Here is a 19,834-nt window from a genome sequence, read left to right on the forward strand (position 1 = left end):
ATATGGATGTAACACAGAATTTATCGTTTATCCATTTGATTCAGAACGCCAGCGTACTTGTTCAATTGGTAATGGGTTTGTTATTACTTGTTTCATTGATGTCATGGTGGTTCATATTTCTTAAGATGTTTACTGTCAGGCAGGCGGTGAAGCAAAGTGAGGAATTTGAAGAATCATTCTGGAATAATGATGACCTCAATAGGTTGTATCAAAATACTTCTGTAATGCGCGGTGATTCGGGCAGTATGGGACGAATTTTTGCATCTGGCTTTACTGAGTTCCTTAAGCTCAAAAAGAAACATGATATGGACAACAATGCGGTGATGGATGGCACGCGTCGTGCCATGCGCGCCACTTATCAGCGCGAAATGGATATTCTTGAATCGCATTTGGCCTTCTTAGCTACAGTTGGCTCGGTGAGTCCTTATGTCGGATTATTCGGTACGGTGTGGGGAATTATGAATGCATTCCGTGGCTTGGCCAATGTTGGCCAAGCCACGTTAGCGCACGTTGCGCCCGGCATAGCCGAGGCATTGATAGCTACTGCGATGGGTTTGTTTGCCGCTATTCCCGCCGTGGTTGCTTACAATCGTTATTCACATGATATTACGCGTTTGTCATCACGTTTTGAAATTTTTATGGAAGAATTCTCTAACGTACTGCAACGTCAGCCATGATCCCACGCCGTTCTGCTATGCGTCCAATGAGCGATATTAACGTCGTGCCTTACATAGACGTGATGTTGGTGTTGCTAGTGATATTTATGATTACCGCGCCACTGATGAACCCTGGGCAGATCGATCTGCCCAGCGTGGGTAAATCACTCGCTCCACCTGTTGCGCCATTAGAAGTGATTATTAAGAAAGACACTACGCTGGCGCTGAATGATCGAAGTAAGAAGGGTCAGGAGCAGAGTGTCACACGCGAAGAATTAATTGAACTCCTCAAGCAGAAGCAGGCACTGAATGTGGATCAGCCAGTTGTGATTTCTGCCGATAAGAATGTGCGCTATGAAGAAGTGATCAGCATTATGGACGTGTTGCAACGGCAACAGATTAAGAAGGTTGGTCTGTTGGCGCAAACCACGGGGCGATGAGCGCGATCGTGTATGCCAAACCCTACAAGCTTCGTGCTGGGGCATTGGCATTGGCTGTTCACTGCGTATTCTTCGCACTGTTATATTTTGGTGCCAGCTGGAAGGTGCAGCCTCCACAGGGCATGGTGGTGGATATTTGGGATAGTTTACCTGGAATGGAGACAGCTCCAGTTCCAGTTAAAGTTGAGCCTCCTAAACTACCGATTGAGCGGCCCAAGTTGGATAAGCCTGTGCAGCCTGTGGCGCCACCTAAGGCTGATATAGCATTATCTGAAAAGAAAAGGCCTCAGGAAAAATCCAAGCTGATGAAAACAGAGCCTAAGCGGCAAATAGAAAAAGTGAATGTGCAGGCTGAGCAAAAGAGACAGGAAAAGTTGAGGGTACAGGCTGAGCAGAAGGTGCTAGCGGAGCAGAGGGCGCACGCTGAGCAGAAGATGATTGAAGAACAGAAGGTGCGGGCTGAACATGAGCGAGCTCGTGCCGAGCAGGCTAATATTGTTGCCAAGATACGTCGTAATCTCAAGGCTCAATTGGAGAAAGTCGAGCCAACCAAAGTGATTGAACCGGTGAAGTCTGCGGCGTCACTTAAAGCCGATTTCGAATTGGCTGAAAAGAAACGGTTGCAGGAAAAATTTCAGGAAGCTGTGAAGTCTGAGGCTAAGCGCCAAATAGAAAAGGCGGATGTTCAGTCTAAACTGAAGGCCCAGGCCGAACATAAGATTGAGGCAGAGCAGAAGGCTGAAGCGGAGCAGAAGGTCCAGGCGGAGCAGAAGGCCCAGGCCGAGCAGAAGATCTTGGCTAAACAAAAGGCACAGGCGGAACGAAGAGCTGAGGCGGAGCGAAGAGTTGAGGCCGAACGAAAAGCTGAGATGGAACAAAAAGTTGAGGTCGAACGAAAAGCTGAGGCCGAACGAAAAGCTGAAATGGAACAAAAAGCTGAGACCGAACGAAAGATGCAGGCGAATCAGAAAGCTCTAGCTGAGAAGAAAGAGCAGGCCGAGGAGAAAGAGCGGGCGAAACAGAGGGTGCAGGCCGAGCAAAAGCTGCTAGCGGAACAGAAGCTGCTGGCTGAGCAGAAGGCGCAAGCTGATCAAAAAGCGAAGATTGAACAGGAGCGCGCGCGCGCCGAGCAGAAAGCGCAAGCTGAGCAAGAGCGCGCTCGTGCTGCTCAAGCCGCAGCCATAGGCAAGGAGGTGGCTGAATATAAGGCCAAGATTATCGCTAAAATACGTCGCAACATCGTGATGCTGCCGGATATACCGTATAATGCGCGTGCGGAATTTGACGTAACCTTACTGCCTGGCGGTATGGTGTTGAATGCAATATTGGTTAAGCCGAGTGGGAGCGCGGCGTATGACAGCGCTGTGGAACGCGCCATTAAGAAAGCGGAGCCGTTGCCCTTGCCGCCAGATGCGGCGTTATTCAACAATTTTCGTGAATTGCATCTCAAATTTAGTCCAAAGGAATAGTTAATGAGAGGAGTGAATATGTTACGTTATTGGATTTGGCTGGTTTTGCTTTGCACCGCTCTACCTGCTCGCGCTGTGTTGACCATCGATATTGTAGGGGCAGGAGAACGCCAGATTCCGGTTGCTATCGTGCCGTTTGCCAACGAAGAGAAACTTGCTCAGAGCATTACTGAAGTAGTGTCCCTTGACTTGAAGCGCAGTGGATTGTTCCGGTTGGTTAACCCGACAAGCAAGACACCGCATGAGCCATCCGAGGTTGTATATGCCGACTGGCGTGGTGTGGAAGCTTTAGCCATTGGTAGTGTAGAGACGCAGCAGGATGGTCGTGTCACGGTTAAATTCCGTTTGCTAGATGCAGTTAAGCAAACTGAGTTGTTTGGCCAAGCTGTAACCGCCAAAGGTGATCAAATGCGTGCCATAGGTCATCGCATTGCCGACCTAATATATGAAAAGCTCACGGGCAATCCTGGGGTATTCAGCACGCGTATTGCATATGTAAATCGGCAAGGTAAGAATAACCGCCTGGTGGTGGCGGACAGTGATGGTTATAACGATCGAGTTGTGCTGTCGATCAATGAGCCTATTATGTCGCCAGCGTGGTCGCCGGACGGCAGCCAGCTTACTTATGTGACATTAGAACAGGGTCATGCGGTTGTATATGTACAGTCGTTAGTGACTAATCAACGAACGGTGCTTTCTAATGCACGGGGAAGTAATAGCGCCCCTGTATGGGCACCGGATGGCAAGCATCTCGCCGTCGTGCTGACGCGCGATGGTAGTCCGCAGATATACCTGGTTCGTCCGGATGGCACCGATTTGCGTCGCCTTACGTTTAGCGGTGCGATCGATACAGAGCCTAGTTTTTCTCCGGATGGGCAGTATTTGTTGTTTACATCTGATCGCGGAGGCAGCGCGCAAATTTATAGGATGCCAGTAGAAGGGAAGACGGCGGAGCGGTTGACCTTTGAGGGTGGCAATAACTTCTCCCCCCGATATAGTCCGGATGGCAAGAGTTTTGTTTTTGCGCATCAGGCGAGTGGGCGATTTAATATTGCCGTTCAGGATTTTCAGACCAGGCAGATGCAGTTATTGACCGAAGGTGGATGGGAAAAAAGACCAAGTTTTTCACCCAACGGAAAGCTGATCCTGTTTGCAACTGAGGCGCAGGGCCGTGGTATACTGGCAATCGTTTCCAGCGATGGCAGGGTTAAGCAGAAGTTGTCCTCACAGGCAGGGGATGTTCGTGAGCCGATTTGGGGGCCTTTTTTGAAGCAGTAACATTATTTAATTAGGGATAAGGGATAGAGGATGAAAAACATAGTGATTGGAGTATTGTTGGCGAGCCTATTAGTTGCTTGTGCCAGCGACGAGCCGCCTGTGGGTGACCTCAAAAAGAGGGGGCGGGCAGCTAATGCGCCCATGTCAGCAGCGGTGGATTCTGCTCCTGGTGCATCTGTGGCGGTTGACGCCTTAAATGATCAGAATAGCGCGCCTCAACTTTCTAATTCAGCTTCTATTTCTAACGAGGCAGCAGATCAAGAGGCAGCGGCAAAAGCAGTGGCTGAAGAGGTAGAAGCAAAGGCTGTAGCTGAAGAGGCAGCAGCAAAGGTAGCAGCTGAAGAAACAGCAGCAAAGGTAGCAGCTGAAGAAACAGCAGTAAAGGTAGCAGCTGAAGAAACAGCAGCAAAGGTAGCAGCTGAAGAAACAGCAGCAAAGGTAGCAGCTGAAGAAACAGCAGTAAAGGTAGCAGCTGAAGAAACAGCAGCAAAGGTAGCAGCTGAAGAAACAGCAGCAAAGGTAGCAGCTGAAGAAACAGCAGCAAAGGCTGTAGCTGAAGAGTCAGCATTAGCAGAGGCTCGTGCTGCTGAGGTTCAAAATGCGGAACTGGAAGCTGCCAAAGCAGCTGCTGCAAAGGCTGCGGCTGAAGAGGCAGCATTGGCTGAGGCACGTGCTGCTGAGGTTCAAAACGCTGCACTGGAAGCTGCCAAAGCAGCTGCTGCAAAGGCTGCGGCTGAAGAGGCCGCATTGTTAGCAGCGGCTCATGCAGCTGAGGTACAAAATGCTGCACTGGAAGCAGCTAAGGCGGCTGCAGCGCAGGCAGCTGCTGATGCGGTAGCAGCACGCGAAGCAGCTAGTGCCGCGGCTGAGCGAGAAACGGCTAATACCGCCAAGGCTGCGGCGGAACTTGAAGCCGCCAAGGCGTCTGCTGCACAGGCAGCTGCTGATGCGGCAGAAGCACGCGAAGCAGCTAGTGCGGCTGTTGCGCGGGAAGCAGCTAACGCAGCTAAGGCTGCGGCGGAACTTGAAGCCGCCAAGGCTGCTGCTGCACAGGCAGCTGCTGATGCGGCAGCGGCACGCGAAGCAGCTAGTGCGGCCGCTGCGCGGGAAACAGCCAACACAGCCAAGGCTGCGGCGGAACTTGAAGCCACCAAGAAGGCTGCTGCTGCACAGGCAGCTGCTGATGTGGCAGTGGCACGCGAAGCGGCTAATGCGGCTGCTGCGCAGAATGCCGCTAAGGCGAATGCTGCACGAGATGCTGCTAAGGCGGCTGCAGCACGGGAATCAGTCGTTGATGATTCTCTGGGTATCCCGAGTAGCTTGCTGGCTAAGCGCAGTATCTTTTATCCAAACGATACTGATGCCGTACCAGAACAGGATAAGCGCACTGTGCAAGCTCATGCCAAGTATTTAGTTGAACATCAAAATCGATCAGTGCGTTTAGAAGGTCATGCCGATGAACGAGGGAGTAGTGAGTACAATTTGGCCTTGGGTCAACGTCGTGCCGATGGTGTGAAGAAGATGTTGTTAGTGGGTGGTGTAAAAGAAGGTCAGGTTGAGTCGACTAGTTATGGTGAAGAAAAGCCGATGTCTACTGCACATAATGAGGCTGCCTGGGCACAAAATCGCCGCACCGACTTAAACTATAACGTCAAGTAAGTCAGGCATGAAGTTTCAAGCTTTGCTGTTTGCAGGACTGTGTGTTGTTATAGGCCAGGCTCAAGCTGCACTATTCAGCGATGATGAGGCGCACAATCAGATCCGGCAACTAGGAGAGCGCCTAACCACTCTGGAAGGTACTGGCAAACAGCAAGTTGAAACCATTAAGCAACAATTCCAATTGTTTAATGAGCTGCAAACACAGATCGAGGCCCAAAAAACGGAATTGCGCAAGTTGAATGGGCAGAACGAAGAACGTGTTCACAATTTACAGGATACGGAAAAGCGACAGACAAATCTCTATAAGGATCATGAAAAAGAGTTGCTCAATTTACGCGTCCAATATGAAAAGTTGTTGCACAATTTGCAGGATATTGAGAAGCGGCAGGCGGAAGCTAATAAAAAACAGGCCAGCTCTTTATTAGATCAACAAGCGCAGGTGAAGGCGCGCATTTCTCAGTTAGAAGAAAGCAGCAAACAACAGATCGAAATCACAAAACAACTTGAGACATTGAAACAACGTGCTGGTGCTATGCTGGATCAGCAGACGCAGTTGAAGGTGCATATTTCTCAGATAGAAGACAGAAGTAAGCAACAAGCCGAAACCAGTCAAAAACAAGTTGAAACATATAAACAACAAGCTAGTTCCCTTTTCGGTCAGCAAACGCAGCTCACCGAACGCCTTTCTCATCTTGAAGAAACCGGCAAACAACAATTAAGCTCTTTGCTCGGTCAGCAAACGCAGTTTAATGAGCGCATTTCTTATTTAGAAGAAACCAGCAAGCAGCAAATTGAAGCTAGCAAACAACAAGCCAGCGCTCTACTTGGTCAACAAGCGCAGCTCAATGAGCGTATGGCAAAGGTCGAAGAAACCAGCAAGCAACAAGTTAATGCCATGCTTGATCAGCAGCAAGCCCAATTCAAAATACGTATTTCTCAGCTGGAGGAAATCAGTAAGCAACAAATTAATTCCATTGTCGACCAGCAGCAAGCAGAATTTAAGATAAACACCTCCCAGCTGGAAGAAAGCGGCAAGCAACAAACTCAAGCTATGCTGGATCTCCAAGTGCAGATCGAGGCTCAAAACGCAGAATTTCGTAAGTTGCAGGGTCTGAATGAAGATTTGGATCACAGATTACAGGATGCGAATCAACGTCAGAAAGATGTTTATACCGATCTGGATACTCGCATGCGCCATTTTGAAACGGTATCTCCACTTGAACTACAAAAGCAGATCCAGGTTCTGAATGAAGAATTACCTAAGTTACGCAGTCACAACGAAGAAATATTAACGCATAGTTTACAGGATATGGAAAAGCGGCAGGTAGAAGCCAATAAGCAACAAATCAGTTCCACACATGATTTACAAGGAAATATTGAAGCACAGAACGCTGAATTACGAATTCAGAATGAAGAGCTTATGCACAATTTGCAGGAAATAGAAAAAAAACAAAAAAGTTTCAACAGTGATTTAAATAGCCGTTTGCGCCATGTTGAAACGGTAGCTGTTCTTGATCTGAAAAAAAAGATTGGGACCCAAGATGATGAAGCAACCATGCTACGAGATCAGAACGAAGAGTTGTTGCATAACGTGCAGGAAGTGGAAAAGCGGCAGGCAGAAATTAGCAAGCAACAAACAAGTTCTATACGCAAGCTGCAAGCGCAGGTTGATTCACTGAATATAGAATTACACAAGTTGGGTAGTCAGAACGAGGATTTACTACACAACTTGCAGGAATCGAAACAGCGGCAGGGAGAAGCTAACAAGCAGCAAAATAATTCAATGCTTGACCTGCAAACGAAGATTGATGATGCACAAAACACAGAGTTACGCAGGTTGCGCAACCAGAACGAAGATCTCTTGCGCAACTTGCAGGATGCTGAGAAACGGCAGAAAGATTTCTATATTGATATGGATGCCAGTCTGCGTCATTTTGAATCGATAGTTGCTGGGACATCATCAGTGCCGTCTACCTCTCAGCCTGCCAAAGCAGCTGGAGGTGGGAATACACCTCCACCATCTTCGTCTATCAAGGCAGCTAATGGAAATGGCTTGGAAACAGATACTATCAACATTGAAAATCGTGCTTATGAATTGGCACATGGCCATGTTAAAGCCGGTAACCATCAGAATGCCATTAATGTTTTTCAGGAATTTCTAAAAAAATATCCTGAATCGAAGCACGCGGCTAATATCCACTATGAGATGGGTAATGCCTATTTTGCGTTGAAAGATTACAAGAGTGCATTGGACAGCTATCAATTGTTGGTGAGCAAGTATTCATCCAGCCCTAATGTGCCAGACGCTATGTTAAATATTGCTGATAGTCAACATCAACTTAAGGCTATAGTTGGGGCCAAGAAAACGCTCAATCAAATAATCGTTAAATACCCCGCAAGCAAAATAGCTGATCAGGCCAAGAAACGCCTTGACACCCTCAAGTAAGTGCGTCCTTGTCCGATATTTCGCAGTGAGTGTGCCTATAATATCCTTGGTATTTTGTCAGTTAGCATTCGAGCGCAACCATATGTTAGCGATGACAGAATGAATAAGATATATTCTTAAAATAAAAGATGTATGCGGATAACGTTAGGGCTTTTTTTAAAAGTAGCAACTTTGCGAGAGCTGATATGATGAATACAATGAAAAATTTTAAAAAATTAGTGATGAGCATATTACTAATACACTTTCTAGTTGCTTGCGCTAAACCTCCTGCAGCGAGTATAAAAAAAGACGGTAATAATGATCCATCCATGGATGCAACCACTCTTCCTAATACATCAGTAACTGGCGATCATCCAGTTACAAGTGCTTCTGGTGTGACAATTTACCCTGGTTCTGGCTCTGGCTCTGGCTCTGGTTCTGGTTCTGGCTCTGGCTCTGGCTCTGGCTCTGGCTCTGGCTCTGGCTCTGGCTCTGGCTCTGCTGAATCTGAAGCGAATGATCCCTTTAATAATCCGAACAGCTTACTGGCTAAGCGTGTTATTTATTATCCAACCGATGTAGATACCATATCAGAGCAAGATAAGCCCATTGTGCAAGCACATGCTGAATACCTAGCCGAGCATCCAAGCCGTACAGTGCGTCTGGAAGGAAATTCGGATGAGCGTGGGAGTAGCGAATATAATTTGGCTTTGGGGCAGCGTCGCGCCGATGGAGTAAAAAAGAGGTTGCTAATGGGAGGTGCTAGAGAAGGCCAGATTGAGTCGATCAGTTATGGCGAAGAAAAACCTAAAGATAAAACGCATGACGAGTCGTCCTGGGCTCAAAATCGCCGTACTGATTTGAATTACACCTCAAAGTAGGTCGGCATGAAACTTCACGTTTTATTATTTGCTGGATGGAGTACCGTTGCAGCATGTTCTGCACATGCTGCCTTCTTCACCGATGAAGAGGCTCATAATCAAATCCGTCAACTAAAAGAGCGTGTGTCTAATCTGGAAGGTAGCGGCAAGCTGCACACTGAAACAATCAAGCAGCAAGCTGATACTATAAAGCAACAGATTGAGACTCGTAAGCAGCAAACCCGTGAGATACTCGACCTTCAAGCGCAGATCGAGACACAGAAAGCTGAATTGCGCAGGTTACGGGGGCAGAACGAAGAGCTAGCGCATAGTTTACAAGATGCGGAGAAGCGGCAGAGAGATTCTTATATTGATTTGGATACTCGCGTACGCCGTTTTGAAAAGCTTGAAGCTGCCGTGCCACCTCGGTCGATAAAGCCATGAAACATGCTGGCATGTCTTAAATAGAGCAGATTTCCATGATTACGTGCTCCGTCAGCGAGCAGTTGCGCATCACCGAAATTTTTTATTCCTTACAAGGCGAAACGAGCCGCGTCGGCTTGCCAACCGTCTTCGTGCGTCTGACTGGCTGTCCGCTACGTTGCTCATATTGTGATACTGCTTACGCTTTTAGCGGCGGACAGAATATGACAGTTGCGGAAATACTCACTGCCGTGGCACGGCATCATACGCGCTATGTTACGGTTACTGGGGGTGAGCCTCTGGCGCAGAAAAACTCCTTGCTTTTGCTAAGTGCCTTGTGCGATGCAGGTTACGAGGTGTCATTGGAAACAAGCGGGGCGCTGGATGTGTCTAGTGTCGATGTGCGTGTGATGAAGGTTCTGGACATCAAGACCCCAGCATCAGGCGAAGTGAAAAAGAACTTGTGGAGCAATCTTACTGCGTTGCATGCACACGACGAAATCAAATTTGTCTTATGCAATGAGTCCGATTATATATGGGCCAAGCAGGTGCTGCGTGAACGTGATTTGGTTGATAAATGTACCGTACTATTTTCGCCTGCACAAGATCAATTGTCACCTACAGTATTGGCCGATTGGATTCTGCGCGATAGCTTGCCGGTGCGGCTGCAAGTACAATTGCACAAGTTATTGTGGGGAAACCAGCAGGGAAAATGAAGAATGCAGTAGTGTTGTTGTCAGGCGGTCTGGATTCAGCCACTGTGATGGCCATGGCGAAACAGCAGGGCTACATTTGCCATGCATTGAGTGTGGACTATGGGCAGCGCCATTATGCTGAACTTGCAGCAGCAGAGCATGTGGCACAGGCGCTCGGTGCGATTGAACAGCGAGTTATCAGCGTTGACCTAACTGGATTTGGTGGCTCTGCCTTGACGGATAAGCGCATTGCAGTGCCGGAACAGACAACGACAGGCATTCCGCTGACCTATGTACCTGCGCGCAACACCATCATGCTGTCACTTGCTTTGGCTTGGGCGGAGGTATTGCAGGTGCAGGACATATTCATTGGGGTGAACGCAGTTGACTTTTCTGGCTATCCCGACTGTCGGCCAGAATATATAGCGGCCTTCGAAAGCATGGCAAATCTCGCCACCAAGGCAGCGGTAGAGGGCAAATTTTTGACATTGCACGCGCCTTTGTTGCGTCTATCCAAGGCCGACATAGTCAAACTAGGTACGGGACTTGGTGTGGATTACAGCCTGACAGTGTCCTGCTACCAAGCCGATTCGGATGGTCGCGCATGCGCTGTGTGTGATTCCTGCCAACTGCGCCGAGCCGGCTTTAAAACCGCTGGAATAGTTGATCCGACACGCTATCGCATTGCAGGATGATGCATTCTGTCGCGTTGACAGGGCAGGTAAAGTCCGTATAATGCGCCCTTCTTTAGGGATATGGGTCGTTAGCTCAGCCGGTAGAGCAGCGGACTTTTAATCCGTTGGTCGCCAGTTCGAATCTGGCACGACCTACCAGTTTCAGTGTGCGGTTCGGTTGAATTAGAATATCTGAATGGCACATCAATAGTTTTATCGCCGCTTTAGCTCAGTTGGTAGAGCAACCGCCTTGTAAGCGGTAGGTCGTCAGTTCGAATCCGACAAGCGGCACCAGATAAACAAAGACTTGCGGCTATGCAGGTTTTTCATATCCAGCGATTTATTAAAATGTAACCAGTTTGTAATCGGATTTGCTCAATAGCACGGGTTCTAATTAGTTCATAAAATATTTATCGGCTAGGCTCAAAATATCCTAACGTTAGTCACGAACTCCATACTCAGGATGCTGAGCATATAACCTCAAATCAGAGGGGGTTCTATCATGCGTTCAGGATGCTGATAATTACCACAGGGTACGAGAGTGCAATGCTAGGCAGTATGCCCAATGCCAAGGTGGTTGAAGTGATGATGAAATACAATGAATCATTGCACCAGGCTGGTGTGCCGCTCTCACTTGATGGTGTCTTCACCTGCCATTAATGGGCATTCGGGTTACGTTCTCCGGGGGCAAGCCGAAAATCACTGATGGACTCTTTCCCGAAGTGAAAGAGGTGCTCGGCGGCTATTGGATGATTCAAGTGAGGTCCAAGGAAGAGGCGGTTAAGTGGGCGTCACCCTGCCCAGCTTCGGACAATGAAATCATCGCGGTTCGGCAAGTACATGAATTATCTAATTTTAATGCGGGCGTTCAGGCGGCTGCGGCGAGTTAGCGGGATGGCTAACTTATTGCTCCAATTTGCTGCGCTTAAGAATACCTTAGGAAATCACCTAATTCACAATTAAAGCTCGGACCAAAATAGCCGATGTCCTAACAGTATCATGTTCAAGTGTTCGGTCGGTTACCTATGTAAACGTAGGTTTTGATACCGTATTTAAAATTTTTGCAGGTTGCTGCGATGTTTTACTTTAAGTAAGTAAAAGGCTGTTTTACATCATTGAGGGATATCTAACAGTGAAAATGCTGCTTGTTGCAATCGTTCTTATAGCACTTGTTGCTATTATTCTTGTCATTATCAAAAGACGCGGGGCTTCCGATGGAAGTAATGTACCGTGGCCATTTTATGCAAAAAAACCACTCACTCAACCAGAGCAAATTCTTTATCATCGTCTGGTCGCTGCCATGCCACAGTGCATTGTATTAGCGCAAGTGCAGCTATCTCAGGTACTCGGAGTGCAGAAGGGATTTAATTTCCGCGAGTGGAACAACCGCATCAATCGTATGAGTCTCGATTTTATTGTATGCCTAAAGGATTCAACTATTATTGCCGCTGTAGAACTTGATGACAAAACCCACGAGAAGGCATCACGTATTGAGGCTGATGCCAAGAAAGGAAAGGCGTTGTCGGCTGCTGGAATAGAGCTCATACGTTGGCATGTTAGCGCGTTACCTGATGAACCCGCTATTCGTCAAGCATTTACCAAATAAACCGTTACGTTATCTTGAGACATTTTCTATTTTAATGGTCTTACGGTTATCCGTTATGCTAGTTTAGCAATCTCGTATGGTTGACATATTCAAACAGTTCAACAAGACTGGTATCATCAATTAGGTGTTGTTCCAAATCAGCCAGCAAGCGCCGCTTTATTAATTCACTGAGGTAAACCATCGGTCCTGCCGGGGACTCACAAAGGTTTGACCTATACCTCGGTGAGAATGAATCCGTAATCTCGACTAAGAGATAGAGATTCATGATGAAAGAGTGCTAGAGTTTAAGCTACATGAGGTGGGGCTGTAAGTACCACGTAGTATTTATCCTGAAGAAACGCAAGAAAAGCAACGCGGCTCGCACAATAATTTCTCGAAGCATCATGTTTTCTTGTGCTCTGTAACTCCCTAGTCTGTAACCACTAGCAAGTCGCGATCAAGGCCGTAAGAATAGCTTCTGTCACGCTTCCCAGAAACAATTCGTTTAATCCTGGACGGCTATGTTTGCCCATCAAGATCAGGTCGACGTGCAATGTGTGCGCTTCGTCAAGAATGACACGGGAAGGGTGGCCGTATCGCACGATTGGTAATGTCGCGCCGTGCTGTCCCGGCCTCAATAGAAATTCATGCATCATGCGCGATGCTTCTATATCCGCCGCCTCGCGATATTGCTGGATCACGCCTTCGTCCACACCGGCGTAACGCATCTTGCCTTCGAATAGGACATCATAGACATGCAGCGCATGGATGACAGCTCCCGGCGCAATCTTTGCCGCGCTGTCAATTGCAGTGCGGGATATGTCCGAAAAATCTACCGCAACCAGCACTGTGCGATACGGTGCACGTGGCAAAGTTTTGGCAATCAGCGCCGGATGGGTGCCTTCATGCAAAAATCTGAGTGCAGTGGAACCGATGAACAAGTCACGCGCGAAGTTGTCGGCATGAGAACCCAATATCGTCAGGTTGATTGCGTGCCAGCGTGCATAGTTGGCGATATGTTCATGCGGCTTGCCGACCTCTACATGGAATTGAACCGGTATGGCGTAACGCTTCCGGCAGGCGTCAGCTACGTCGCTCAAGCGTGCATTGGCTGCTTGATATAGTTATTTTTCCGTCACCAGCGGATGCTCAGAGAGCATCTGTCCAAACATTTTCCATGAGATTGTAGGTAGCACATGCAGTAAGTGCAAAGTGGCCTTGTGTTGTTGAGCAAGAAGCGCCGCGCGTGCGACAGCTTGCTCCGCGTGAGGAGAGAAGTCGGTAGCTGCCAGAATAGCTTGGATGTCCACCATCATCCCTTTCGTTCATGACGCGGTATCTTCAATCTTTACGCATCAATTTAGATTATTTAAAACGAGTTAAAAGTTAACATTGCCAGCAACCGTTTACAACTGCTTTTTATCGTCGTTGCTAAAATATAACGAACAAACGATACCAGCTCATACTTAAAGTTTGTCCATCGCCGATTAGCAAAACTGGTTGCAATCCATGTGTAATGTCCAAGGAGTGTATGCTGAACGTTAAGGATCAAAGTTTTGATACAATCAAGAAAATTTTTGCATGGCTGTCATAGTGATGCGAGAGCGGAGTCGAAAGTCAAAAAATTACCTATAAATCAATATTATAGAATGTTATTATAAGGTGGAAACCATGTTAATTCTTACGGCCGTGGAAACAGATTCGGGTTATCCTGCAGTTCATATCGGGCTTGCGACGGTCTGAGTGAATAGGTTCGCATTTCCCCTTCAAGCAATGTCTGAAATTTTCGCACTTGTCCCCGCCGCTGGTTGTGGTTCTCGCATGGGTAGTGAGTTACCAAAACAATACCTACAGCTGGCCGGACAGCCGATGATTTATCACGCACTGTTAACGTTGTGTGCCAGCTCGGACGTCAAGACTGTCTTTGTAGTGCTCGCACCGCATGACATGTACTGGCATGGTTATGACTGGTCGCTATTCGGAGATAAGTTGCAGCCGCTATTTTGTGGTGGCGCAACGCGCGCGGAAAGCGTGCTGAATGGACTAATGGCCGCAGAACTTGAACTCGATGACTGGCTGCTGGTACATGATGCTGCACGGCCTTGTTTGAGCCATAAGCAGCTTGCACACTTGATTGAAGTATCGCGCGACGACGAGGTTGGCGGCATTCTTGCTGTGCCGGTGGCGGATACTTTGAAGAGAGCCGATGCTGAATGCCGAATTGTGCAGACCGAGAATCGTGAGGGAGTATGGCAGGCGCAGACTCCGCAGATGTTTCGCACTGGACTATTGTTGCAGGCGCTACGAAGTGCCCCGAATGTAACGGATGACGCCTCTGCAGTCGAGGCGCTGGGGTTTCATCCCAAGCTCGTGACAAGCAGTGCCAGTAATTTTAAGGTAACTTATCCGCAAGATATTGAGTTGGCGGAATTGCTGTTAGCTAATAGAAAATAAATATGAGAATCGGACAGGGTTTTGACGTTCATCAATTGGTGGAGGGGCGCAAGTTAATTATTGGTGGCGTGGAGATATTTTATGACAAGGGGCTGCTCGGCCATTCCGATGCTGACGTGTTGTTGCATGCCATTTGTGATGCCTTGTTGGGTGCAGCAGCACTGGGTGATATCGGGCGTCACTTTTCAGATACCGATGCAAAGTTTAAAAATATTGATAGCCGCATTTTATTGCGCGAAGTAGCGCGTATGGTGACCAATGCGGGTTTCCGCATAGGCAATTTGGATGCCACTATCATTGCACAAGCACCCAAGATGGCACCGCACATTCCGCGCATGATAGAAAATATTGCCGCTGATTTGGGTGTGGCTGTGAATGCTGTAAATGTGAAAGCGACCACCACTGAAAAGCTGGGCTTTAGCGGGCGCGGGGAAGGGATCGCGGCGCAGGCTGTCGCGCTATTGTTAGTTTGAATCAACATAAAGTATGACAATGTCATTTCATCATTTTAATTTTTCCCAATTAAATTGGAATGATAAAGTACATATCATTCCATGGGCTAATTATTAATAATGATGCGTATATTGGCGCTGGAAACGTCCACTGAATACTGCTCCGTCGCCCTATGGCAGGACGGCAATGTCGTCAATCGGTGCGAGCTGGTTGGGCAGCGCCATTCCGAATTGCTGATAGGAATACTGGATAGTTTATTGCATGAAGCGGGCGTTAAACTTACGGAATTAGATGGTATTGCATTTGGCGCCGGGCCGGGTTCATTCACCGGTGTGCGTATCGCTTGTGGGGTGACGCAAGGATTGGCGCTAGGAGCGGATTTGCCGGTGGTGGGAGTGTGTACGTTGCAAGCATTAGCACAAGCCGCTGGTCACGATAAAGTGATCGCCGCACTGGATGCACGCATGGGCGAGATTTATCATGCTGTATATGAAAAACGGGCGGGGTCATGGGTGACGGTTTGCGAGCCGAATTTGTGTTTGCCGCAACAGGCTCCGCAGGTTCAAGGCTCTGGATGGTTTGGCACAGGCAGTGGTTTTGCTATGTATGGTGCTGTATTGGGTAATCGTTATGCCGGGCAAATTTTTGGCAGCGATATTCAGGCCGTGCCACAGGCCAGCGCTATTGCAGAATTTGCCGCGCCATTATTTGCTGCTGGTCAAGGTATGGACGCGGCGCAAGCCATGCCGTTTTATTTACGCGACAAGGTGGCGTTGAAAACCAGCGAGCGATGAAATTTTCCCCATTGCATACCCACACCGTCTTGCGTGATATGAATCTAGCAGACGTGGCCGAGATAGTGTGCATTGAGCAACGCGTGCATGCTTGTCCGTGGTCTAGCGGGAATTTTACCGATGCGCTTAAAAGTAATTGTGTATGCAAGGTGTATAAAGCAGAGGGTGAGATATTAGGCTATGTTGTGTTTATGTTTGCAGTAGATGAAGTTCACTTACTTAATATCAGTATCGTTGCCGAATATCAACGCAAGGGGCTGGGCCGTAGGCTGTTAGGTGCAACCATAGAAATGGCAAGCGGTTGTAGCATGCGGCGCATGTTGCTGGAGGTGCGTCATTCCAACGCGGCTGCGCTGGGGCTATATCGTGATGTCGGGTTTCGCCAAATTGGCCTGCGTCATGGCTATTATTCAGCAGGCAATGAGCGCGAAGACGGAATCGTGATGGAATATTTACTGTGATTCGAGAAGAAGCAATACTACGTGAGCTCAATCTCTACCCGCTGTGGCAACGGCGCGAACAAGCCAAGTCTGTACTTGAGCAAGTAACAGTGGCTGCTGAACCTATGACAGAGCAAGTGGCAAGCAAATCTGTCGAGGAAAAAGCAGACATACAGAATCTGGACAGTCACAACTGGCCTGAGTTGCAAGCATTGGTGAAAAATTGCACGGCGTGTAAGCTACGTACAAGTTGTACACAGACGGTTTTTGGTACGGGTGATGTGCGGGCAGATTGGTTGTTCGTGGGCGAATGGCCGGGCGCAGACGAAGATGTTCAAGGTGAGCCATTCGTGGGGCAATCCGGCAAGTTGCTTGATAATATGCTGGCTGCAATTAAGTTGAAGCGCGGCCACAATGTTTATATTACCAACATCGTTAAATGCTACCCACCCGGCAATCGCACGCCAGAAGCCAATGAGATTGCTCAATGCGTGCCTTATCTGGAACGCCAGATTCAACTCATCCAGCCCAAGCTGATCGTGGCCTTGGGTGAAACCGCCGCATTATTATTGGGGCATGGTGCCACGTTGCCTGGCCTACGGGGCAAACTGCACGAATATCGCGGTTCATCCGCTCATGCTTTGGTGAAAGGTATTCCACTCATCATCACATACCATCCCACCTATCTGCTGCAGACCCCGTTGAAAAAAGCCGAAGCATGGGACGATCTGTGCCTGGCAGTTGCTACGATGCAGGGGTTGGTTTGAAATTAAAGACTACATCTGCCCCGCATCCTGATCATGACTGTGCTTTTTATACAATACCGTCATGATGCCTGCGAGCAATAGGCCGAATATTAAAGTAATAGTCTGAATGTTTAATTCCAATTTTTGCATTAAGGCAAATAATGCGAGCATGGCGAAAATGCTGATATTTTCATTAAAATTTTGTACAGCGATTGATCTGCCGGCGCCCATAAGCAGGTGACCGCGATGTTGTAGGAGGGCATTCATGGGTACCAAGAGATAGCCGCCCATTGCGCCAATAATGATGAGCAGTGCAATGGCAAGGGGTGTGCTGGTAACCGGGATCATGGCCAGTACCATTAGCCCCATGGCGATGCCTATGGGCAACACTTTCACCGAGTGTTCCAGTTTGACGAATTTAGCCGCTAGTACAGAGCCGATGGCAATGCCGATGGCGACCCAAGCGGTGAGCTTGGCGGCCTCGCCCATGTCATAGTGAAGTACAGTGGCGGCCCATGCCAACACGATTAAACGTAACGTGGCGCCTGCCCCCCAGAAAAGTGTGGTGACACTCAGCGATACTTGTCCTAGCGGATCTTTCCATAGCAGTTTGAAGCAATGCGCGAATTCACTTACTAAGAACCCTGGGTTGCGGCTTAACGGCTTGTGCTCGATTGGTACGCGCGGGATGTAGAGATTGAACAACGCCGCGATGAGATAAATAACAGTAATGATGGAGATAGCCAGCTCCGGCGCCGAGTCGATGCCGGTTTCTATGATCGGTACATCCCACCATTGCAGCATCTGGCCTGAAATATTTGGGCCGATGAGTATCCCACCCACTACTGCGCCAAGCACGATGGCGGCAACAGTCAATCCCTCTATCCAACTATTTGCCAGTACCAATTTGTTGGGCGGTAAATATTCGGTAAGGATACCGTATTTTGCCGGGGAATAAGCCGCCGCGCCCAAACCTGCCACAGCATAGGCGAGGAGCGGGTTTACCCCGGCCAGCATGGCGATACAGCCGAACAGCTTAATGCTGTTGCTGATGAACATCACGCGCCCCTTGGGCAGCGAATCAGCGAAGGCGCCTACAAAAGGCGCCAGCACGATATAGGACACCACAAATGCTGCTTGCAGTATCGGGGTATGCCATTCTGGCGCATGTACTTCGTGAAGTAATGCGATGGCGGCAAAGAGTAGAGCGTTGTCTGCGAGTGCGGAAAAGAACTGCGCCGCAAGTATTATATAAAATCCGCGATTCATTGGGAGGCGCAATTTTTAAGAGCGCGTTTTATATCACGAAAATAGGATGCCTGCTATCATTAACAGCAACCTATTTTATCCTCTAATCTTGCATTCATGCCCCGTCCGATCCAAGCTCACATTGATCTTTCCGCGTTAGAGTGCAATCTGCAAGTCGTACGTCGCGCGAGCAGTGCGCGCATTATGGCGGTGATCAAGGCCAATGCGTATGGCCATGGTTTATTACGTGCCGCTGAAGCGTTAAATGAGGCGGAAGGTTTCGCACTGCTGGATATCCGTGATGCGATATGCCTGCGCGATGCGGGGTTCAGTCAGACTATCCTGCTGCTGGAAGGATTTTTTACTCCGGACGATTTGCCGCTGGTGGCCGAATATGACCTCGCCTGTGTGATTCACACCCAGCAGCAGATTGACATGCTGGAGGCTTACCCCAAGCGTCGCAGTTTGGAGGCGTGGCTCAAGGTTAGCAGTGGGATGAACCGTCTGGGTTTTGCTCCGGACAAATTCTCCGCTGCACTGCAAATTCTTAAGAAGCATCCTGCCGTACGCGATATCACGCTGATGACGCATTTTGCCCATGCGGATGAATCGACAGGGGTAGCTGCACAATTAAATATGTTTAATGAACTGGCCGCTCCGTACCGAATGGCACGCTCGCTGGCTAACTCTGCTGCTCTATTGCGTTATCCTGCAACCCATGCAGATTGGGTGCGCCCCGGCATCATGCTGTATGGTGCATCGCCGTTCGTGGAAAACAGTTCGCAGCAACTGGGCTTGCGACCGGTGATGACACTGCAAAGCCGCATCATTGCGGTGCAAGAGTTGAGTCCGGGCGAAGGTATTGGCTATGGCGGGCTCTTTCGCGCCGAGTCTCCCATGCGTGTTGGCGTGGTCGCTTGCGGCTATGCAGACGGTTACCCGCGCCATGCTCCAACAGGTACCCCAGTGCTGGTAGAAGGCCAGCGTACGCGCACCTTGGGACGCATTTCGATGGACATGCTGACTGTGGATTTAAGTGCATTGCCGGCTGCAGATGTAGGCAGCAGCGTCACGTTGTGGGGAGAGGGGTTGCCGGTGGAACAGGTAGCTCATGCGGCAGGTACTATCAGTTATGAACTGTTGTGCGCGCTGACCGAACGGGTACCAATCGTCACTGTCTAGATTGAATTCCTTGAACTACTGATCAAAGATACTGGAAAAAAACAAGGAAGAATGGAATGCTTTTACTTGCCCAACGATAGTTCTGAATTGAATCCGAAAGAGCGGTTAAATTCAGACCTGAAGCAGGCATCGGATCGAAAGTACAGGTGCGTACCAAGGAGAAATGGTGTGCCTGCTGCTAACGATCACATGACGATGCTCGAGAGCAATACAGAATGTGTCGCTACTATTTTCAAGACCCACACGTAAATATGCCGCTTAAAATCATTTAATGGGCGAGTCAATAAAAGAAAATATTCTCACACACTTTATCTTGAAATATATATTAAAAAATAGTCTGCAGGCTACTGTTT

Annotated in this window: 21 protein-coding genes, 2 tRNA genes and 2 pseudogenes; 22 read left to right on the top strand and 3 right to left on the bottom strand. The window is 48.6% G+C overall.

Annotation, left to right across the window (positions count from 1 at the left end; translation table 11 throughout):
- Window positions 1–2 precede the first annotated feature (2 nt).
- The 15 genes from tolQ (at window position 3) to MKZ32_RS04380 (ending at window position 12,185) form a co-directional block, all read left to right on the top strand.
- On the top strand, window positions 3–677 hold the full coding sequence (gene tolQ, locus MKZ32_RS04310) for a protein TolQ (protein WP_239798095.1): 675 nt from the start codon (window positions 3–5) through the stop codon (window positions 675–677).
- Window positions 674–1,096: a protein TolR gene (gene tolR, locus MKZ32_RS04315; RefSeq protein WP_239796132.1), complete on the top strand. Its 423-nt coding sequence runs from the start codon at window positions 674–676 to the stop codon at window positions 1,094–1,096. The genes tolQ and tolR overlap by 4 nt, the downstream gene beginning before the upstream one ends.
- Window positions 1,093–2,565, top strand: a complete 1,473-nt coding sequence (tolA, locus tag MKZ32_RS04320; RefSeq protein ID WP_239796133.1) for a cell envelope integrity protein TolA — start codon at window positions 1,093–1,095, stop codon at window positions 2,563–2,565. Before tolR ends, tolA begins: the two co-directional genes overlap by 4 nt.
- 18 nt (window positions 2,566–2,583) lie before the next feature.
- On the top strand, window positions 2,584–3,843 hold the full coding sequence (tolB, locus tag MKZ32_RS04325) for a Tol-Pal system beta propeller repeat protein TolB (protein WP_239796134.1): 1,260 nt from the start codon (window positions 2,584–2,586) through the stop codon (window positions 3,841–3,843).
- A 30-nt stretch (window positions 3,844–3,873) separates the two neighbouring features.
- A complete protein-coding gene (locus tag MKZ32_RS04330; RefSeq protein ID WP_239796135.1) occupies window positions 3,874–5,502 on the top strand; it encodes an OmpA family protein in 1,629 nt (542 codons plus the stop codon).
- 7 nt (window positions 5,503–5,509) lie between these two features.
- The gene (ybgF, locus tag MKZ32_RS04335; protein ID WP_239796136.1) at window positions 5,510–7,948 is read left to right on the top strand and encodes a tol-pal system protein YbgF; all 2,439 of its coding nucleotides are present in this window, start codon (window positions 5,510–5,512) and stop codon (window positions 7,946–7,948) included.
- A gap of 185 nt (window positions 7,949–8,133) precedes the next feature.
- Complete coding sequence (pal, locus tag MKZ32_RS04340) at window positions 8,134–8,808, top strand: peptidoglycan-associated lipoprotein Pal (protein WP_239796137.1); 675 nt, start codon at window positions 8,134–8,136, stop codon at window positions 8,806–8,808.
- A gap of 6 nt (window positions 8,809–8,814) precedes the next feature.
- Window positions 8,815–9,231, top strand: coding sequence for a YbgF trimerization domain-containing protein (locus tag MKZ32_RS04345; protein WP_239796138.1), 417 nt, complete (start codon window positions 8,815–8,817; stop codon window positions 9,229–9,231).
- 35 nt (window positions 9,232–9,266) lie between these two features.
- Entirely contained in the window at window positions 9,267–9,926 is a 660-nt protein-coding gene (gene queE, locus MKZ32_RS04350) for a 7-carboxy-7-deazaguanine synthase QueE (protein ID WP_239796139.1), read from the top strand.
- Entirely contained in the window at window positions 9,923–10,600 is a 678-nt protein-coding gene (gene queC, locus MKZ32_RS04355) for a 7-cyano-7-deazaguanine synthase QueC (RefSeq protein ID WP_239796140.1), read from the top strand. Before queE ends, queC begins: the two co-directional genes overlap by 4 nt.
- Before the next feature lie 62 nt (window positions 10,601–10,662).
- Window positions 10,663–10,738: transfer RNA gene (locus tag MKZ32_RS04360), tRNA-Lys, on the top strand.
- Between the two features lie 59 nt (window positions 10,739–10,797).
- Window positions 10,798–10,873: transfer RNA gene (locus MKZ32_RS04365), tRNA-Thr, on the top strand.
- A gap of 219 nt (window positions 10,874–11,092) precedes the next feature.
- Window positions 11,093–11,239 (top strand): hypothetical protein, encoded by a 147-nt coding sequence (locus tag MKZ32_RS04370; protein WP_239796141.1) that lies wholly within the window; start codon window positions 11,093–11,095, stop codon window positions 11,237–11,239.
- Window positions 11,239–11,469, top strand: coding sequence for a YciI family protein (locus MKZ32_RS04375; protein WP_239796142.1), 231 nt, complete (start codon window positions 11,239–11,241; stop codon window positions 11,467–11,469). Before MKZ32_RS04370 ends, MKZ32_RS04375 begins: the two co-directional genes overlap by 1 nt.
- Before the next feature lie 248 nt (window positions 11,470–11,717).
- Entirely contained in the window at window positions 11,718–12,185 is a 468-nt protein-coding gene (locus MKZ32_RS04380) for a DUF2726 domain-containing protein (RefSeq protein ID WP_239798096.1), read from the top strand.
- Window positions 12,186–12,607: 422 nt separating this feature from the next.
- Here MKZ32_RS04380 and MKZ32_RS04385 read toward each other — a convergent pair whose 3' ends face one another.
- Window positions 12,608–13,012: a universal stress protein gene (locus MKZ32_RS04385; RefSeq protein WP_420887754.1), complete on the bottom strand. Its 405-nt coding sequence runs from the start codon at window positions 13,010–13,012 to the stop codon at window positions 12,608–12,610.
- A gap of 39 nt (window positions 13,013–13,051) precedes the next feature.
- A pseudogene (locus MKZ32_RS04390) lies at window positions 13,052–13,480 on the bottom strand (universal stress protein); the annotation flags it as partial.
- Window positions 13,481–13,937: 457 nt separating this feature from the next.
- Between MKZ32_RS04390 and ispD the strand changes: the two are divergent.
- From ispD to MKZ32_RS04415, 5 genes are all read left to right on the top strand, one after another.
- On the top strand, window positions 13,938–14,618 hold the full coding sequence (ispD, locus tag MKZ32_RS04395) for a 2-C-methyl-D-erythritol 4-phosphate cytidylyltransferase (protein ID WP_239796143.1): 681 nt from the start codon (window positions 13,938–13,940) through the stop codon (window positions 14,616–14,618).
- A 2-nt stretch (window positions 14,619–14,620) separates the two neighbouring features.
- Window positions 14,621–15,091, top strand: coding sequence for a 2-C-methyl-D-erythritol 2,4-cyclodiphosphate synthase (ispF, locus tag MKZ32_RS04400; protein WP_239796144.1), 471 nt, complete (start codon window positions 14,621–14,623; stop codon window positions 15,089–15,091).
- Between the two features lie 102 nt (window positions 15,092–15,193).
- Window positions 15,194–15,865 (top strand): tRNA (adenosine(37)-N6)-threonylcarbamoyltransferase complex dimerization subunit type 1 TsaB, encoded by a 672-nt coding sequence (gene tsaB, locus MKZ32_RS04405; RefSeq protein ID WP_239798098.1) that lies wholly within the window; start codon window positions 15,194–15,196, stop codon window positions 15,863–15,865.
- On the top strand, window positions 15,862–16,326 hold the full coding sequence (gene rimI, locus MKZ32_RS04410) for a ribosomal protein S18-alanine N-acetyltransferase (RefSeq protein ID WP_239796145.1): 465 nt from the start codon (window positions 15,862–15,864) through the stop codon (window positions 16,324–16,326). The genes tsaB and rimI overlap by 4 nt, the downstream gene beginning before the upstream one ends.
- A complete protein-coding gene (locus tag MKZ32_RS04415) occupies window positions 16,323–17,072 on the top strand; it encodes a uracil-DNA glycosylase (RefSeq protein WP_239796146.1) in 750 nt (249 codons plus the stop codon). Before rimI ends, MKZ32_RS04415 begins: the two co-directional genes overlap by 4 nt.
- Before the next feature lie 9 nt (window positions 17,073–17,081).
- On the opposite strand, the gene lplT is transcribed toward MKZ32_RS04415, so the two are convergent.
- Window positions 17,082–18,320 carry a lysophospholipid transporter LplT gene (gene lplT / locus MKZ32_RS04420; RefSeq protein WP_239796147.1) on the bottom strand — a complete coding sequence of 413 codons (1,239 nt, stop codon included), beginning with the start codon at window positions 18,318–18,320 and terminating at the stop codon, window positions 17,082–17,084.
- Between the two features lie 96 nt (window positions 18,321–18,416).
- On the opposite strand from lplT, the gene alr reads away from it, so the two are divergent.
- On the top strand, window positions 18,417–19,481 hold the full coding sequence (alr, locus tag MKZ32_RS04425) for an alanine racemase (RefSeq protein ID WP_239796148.1): 1,065 nt from the start codon (window positions 18,417–18,419) through the stop codon (window positions 19,479–19,481).
- Window positions 19,482–19,753 (top strand): annotated as a pseudogene (locus MKZ32_RS15640) (IS630 family transposase); the annotation flags it as partial.
- Between the last annotated feature and the right edge of the window lie 81 nt (window positions 19,754–19,834).

It is taken from the genome of Candidatus Nitrotoga arctica, from assembly GCF_918378365.1.
Classification (GTDB): domain Bacteria; phylum Pseudomonadota; class Gammaproteobacteria; order Burkholderiales; family Gallionellaceae; genus Nitrotoga; species Nitrotoga arctica.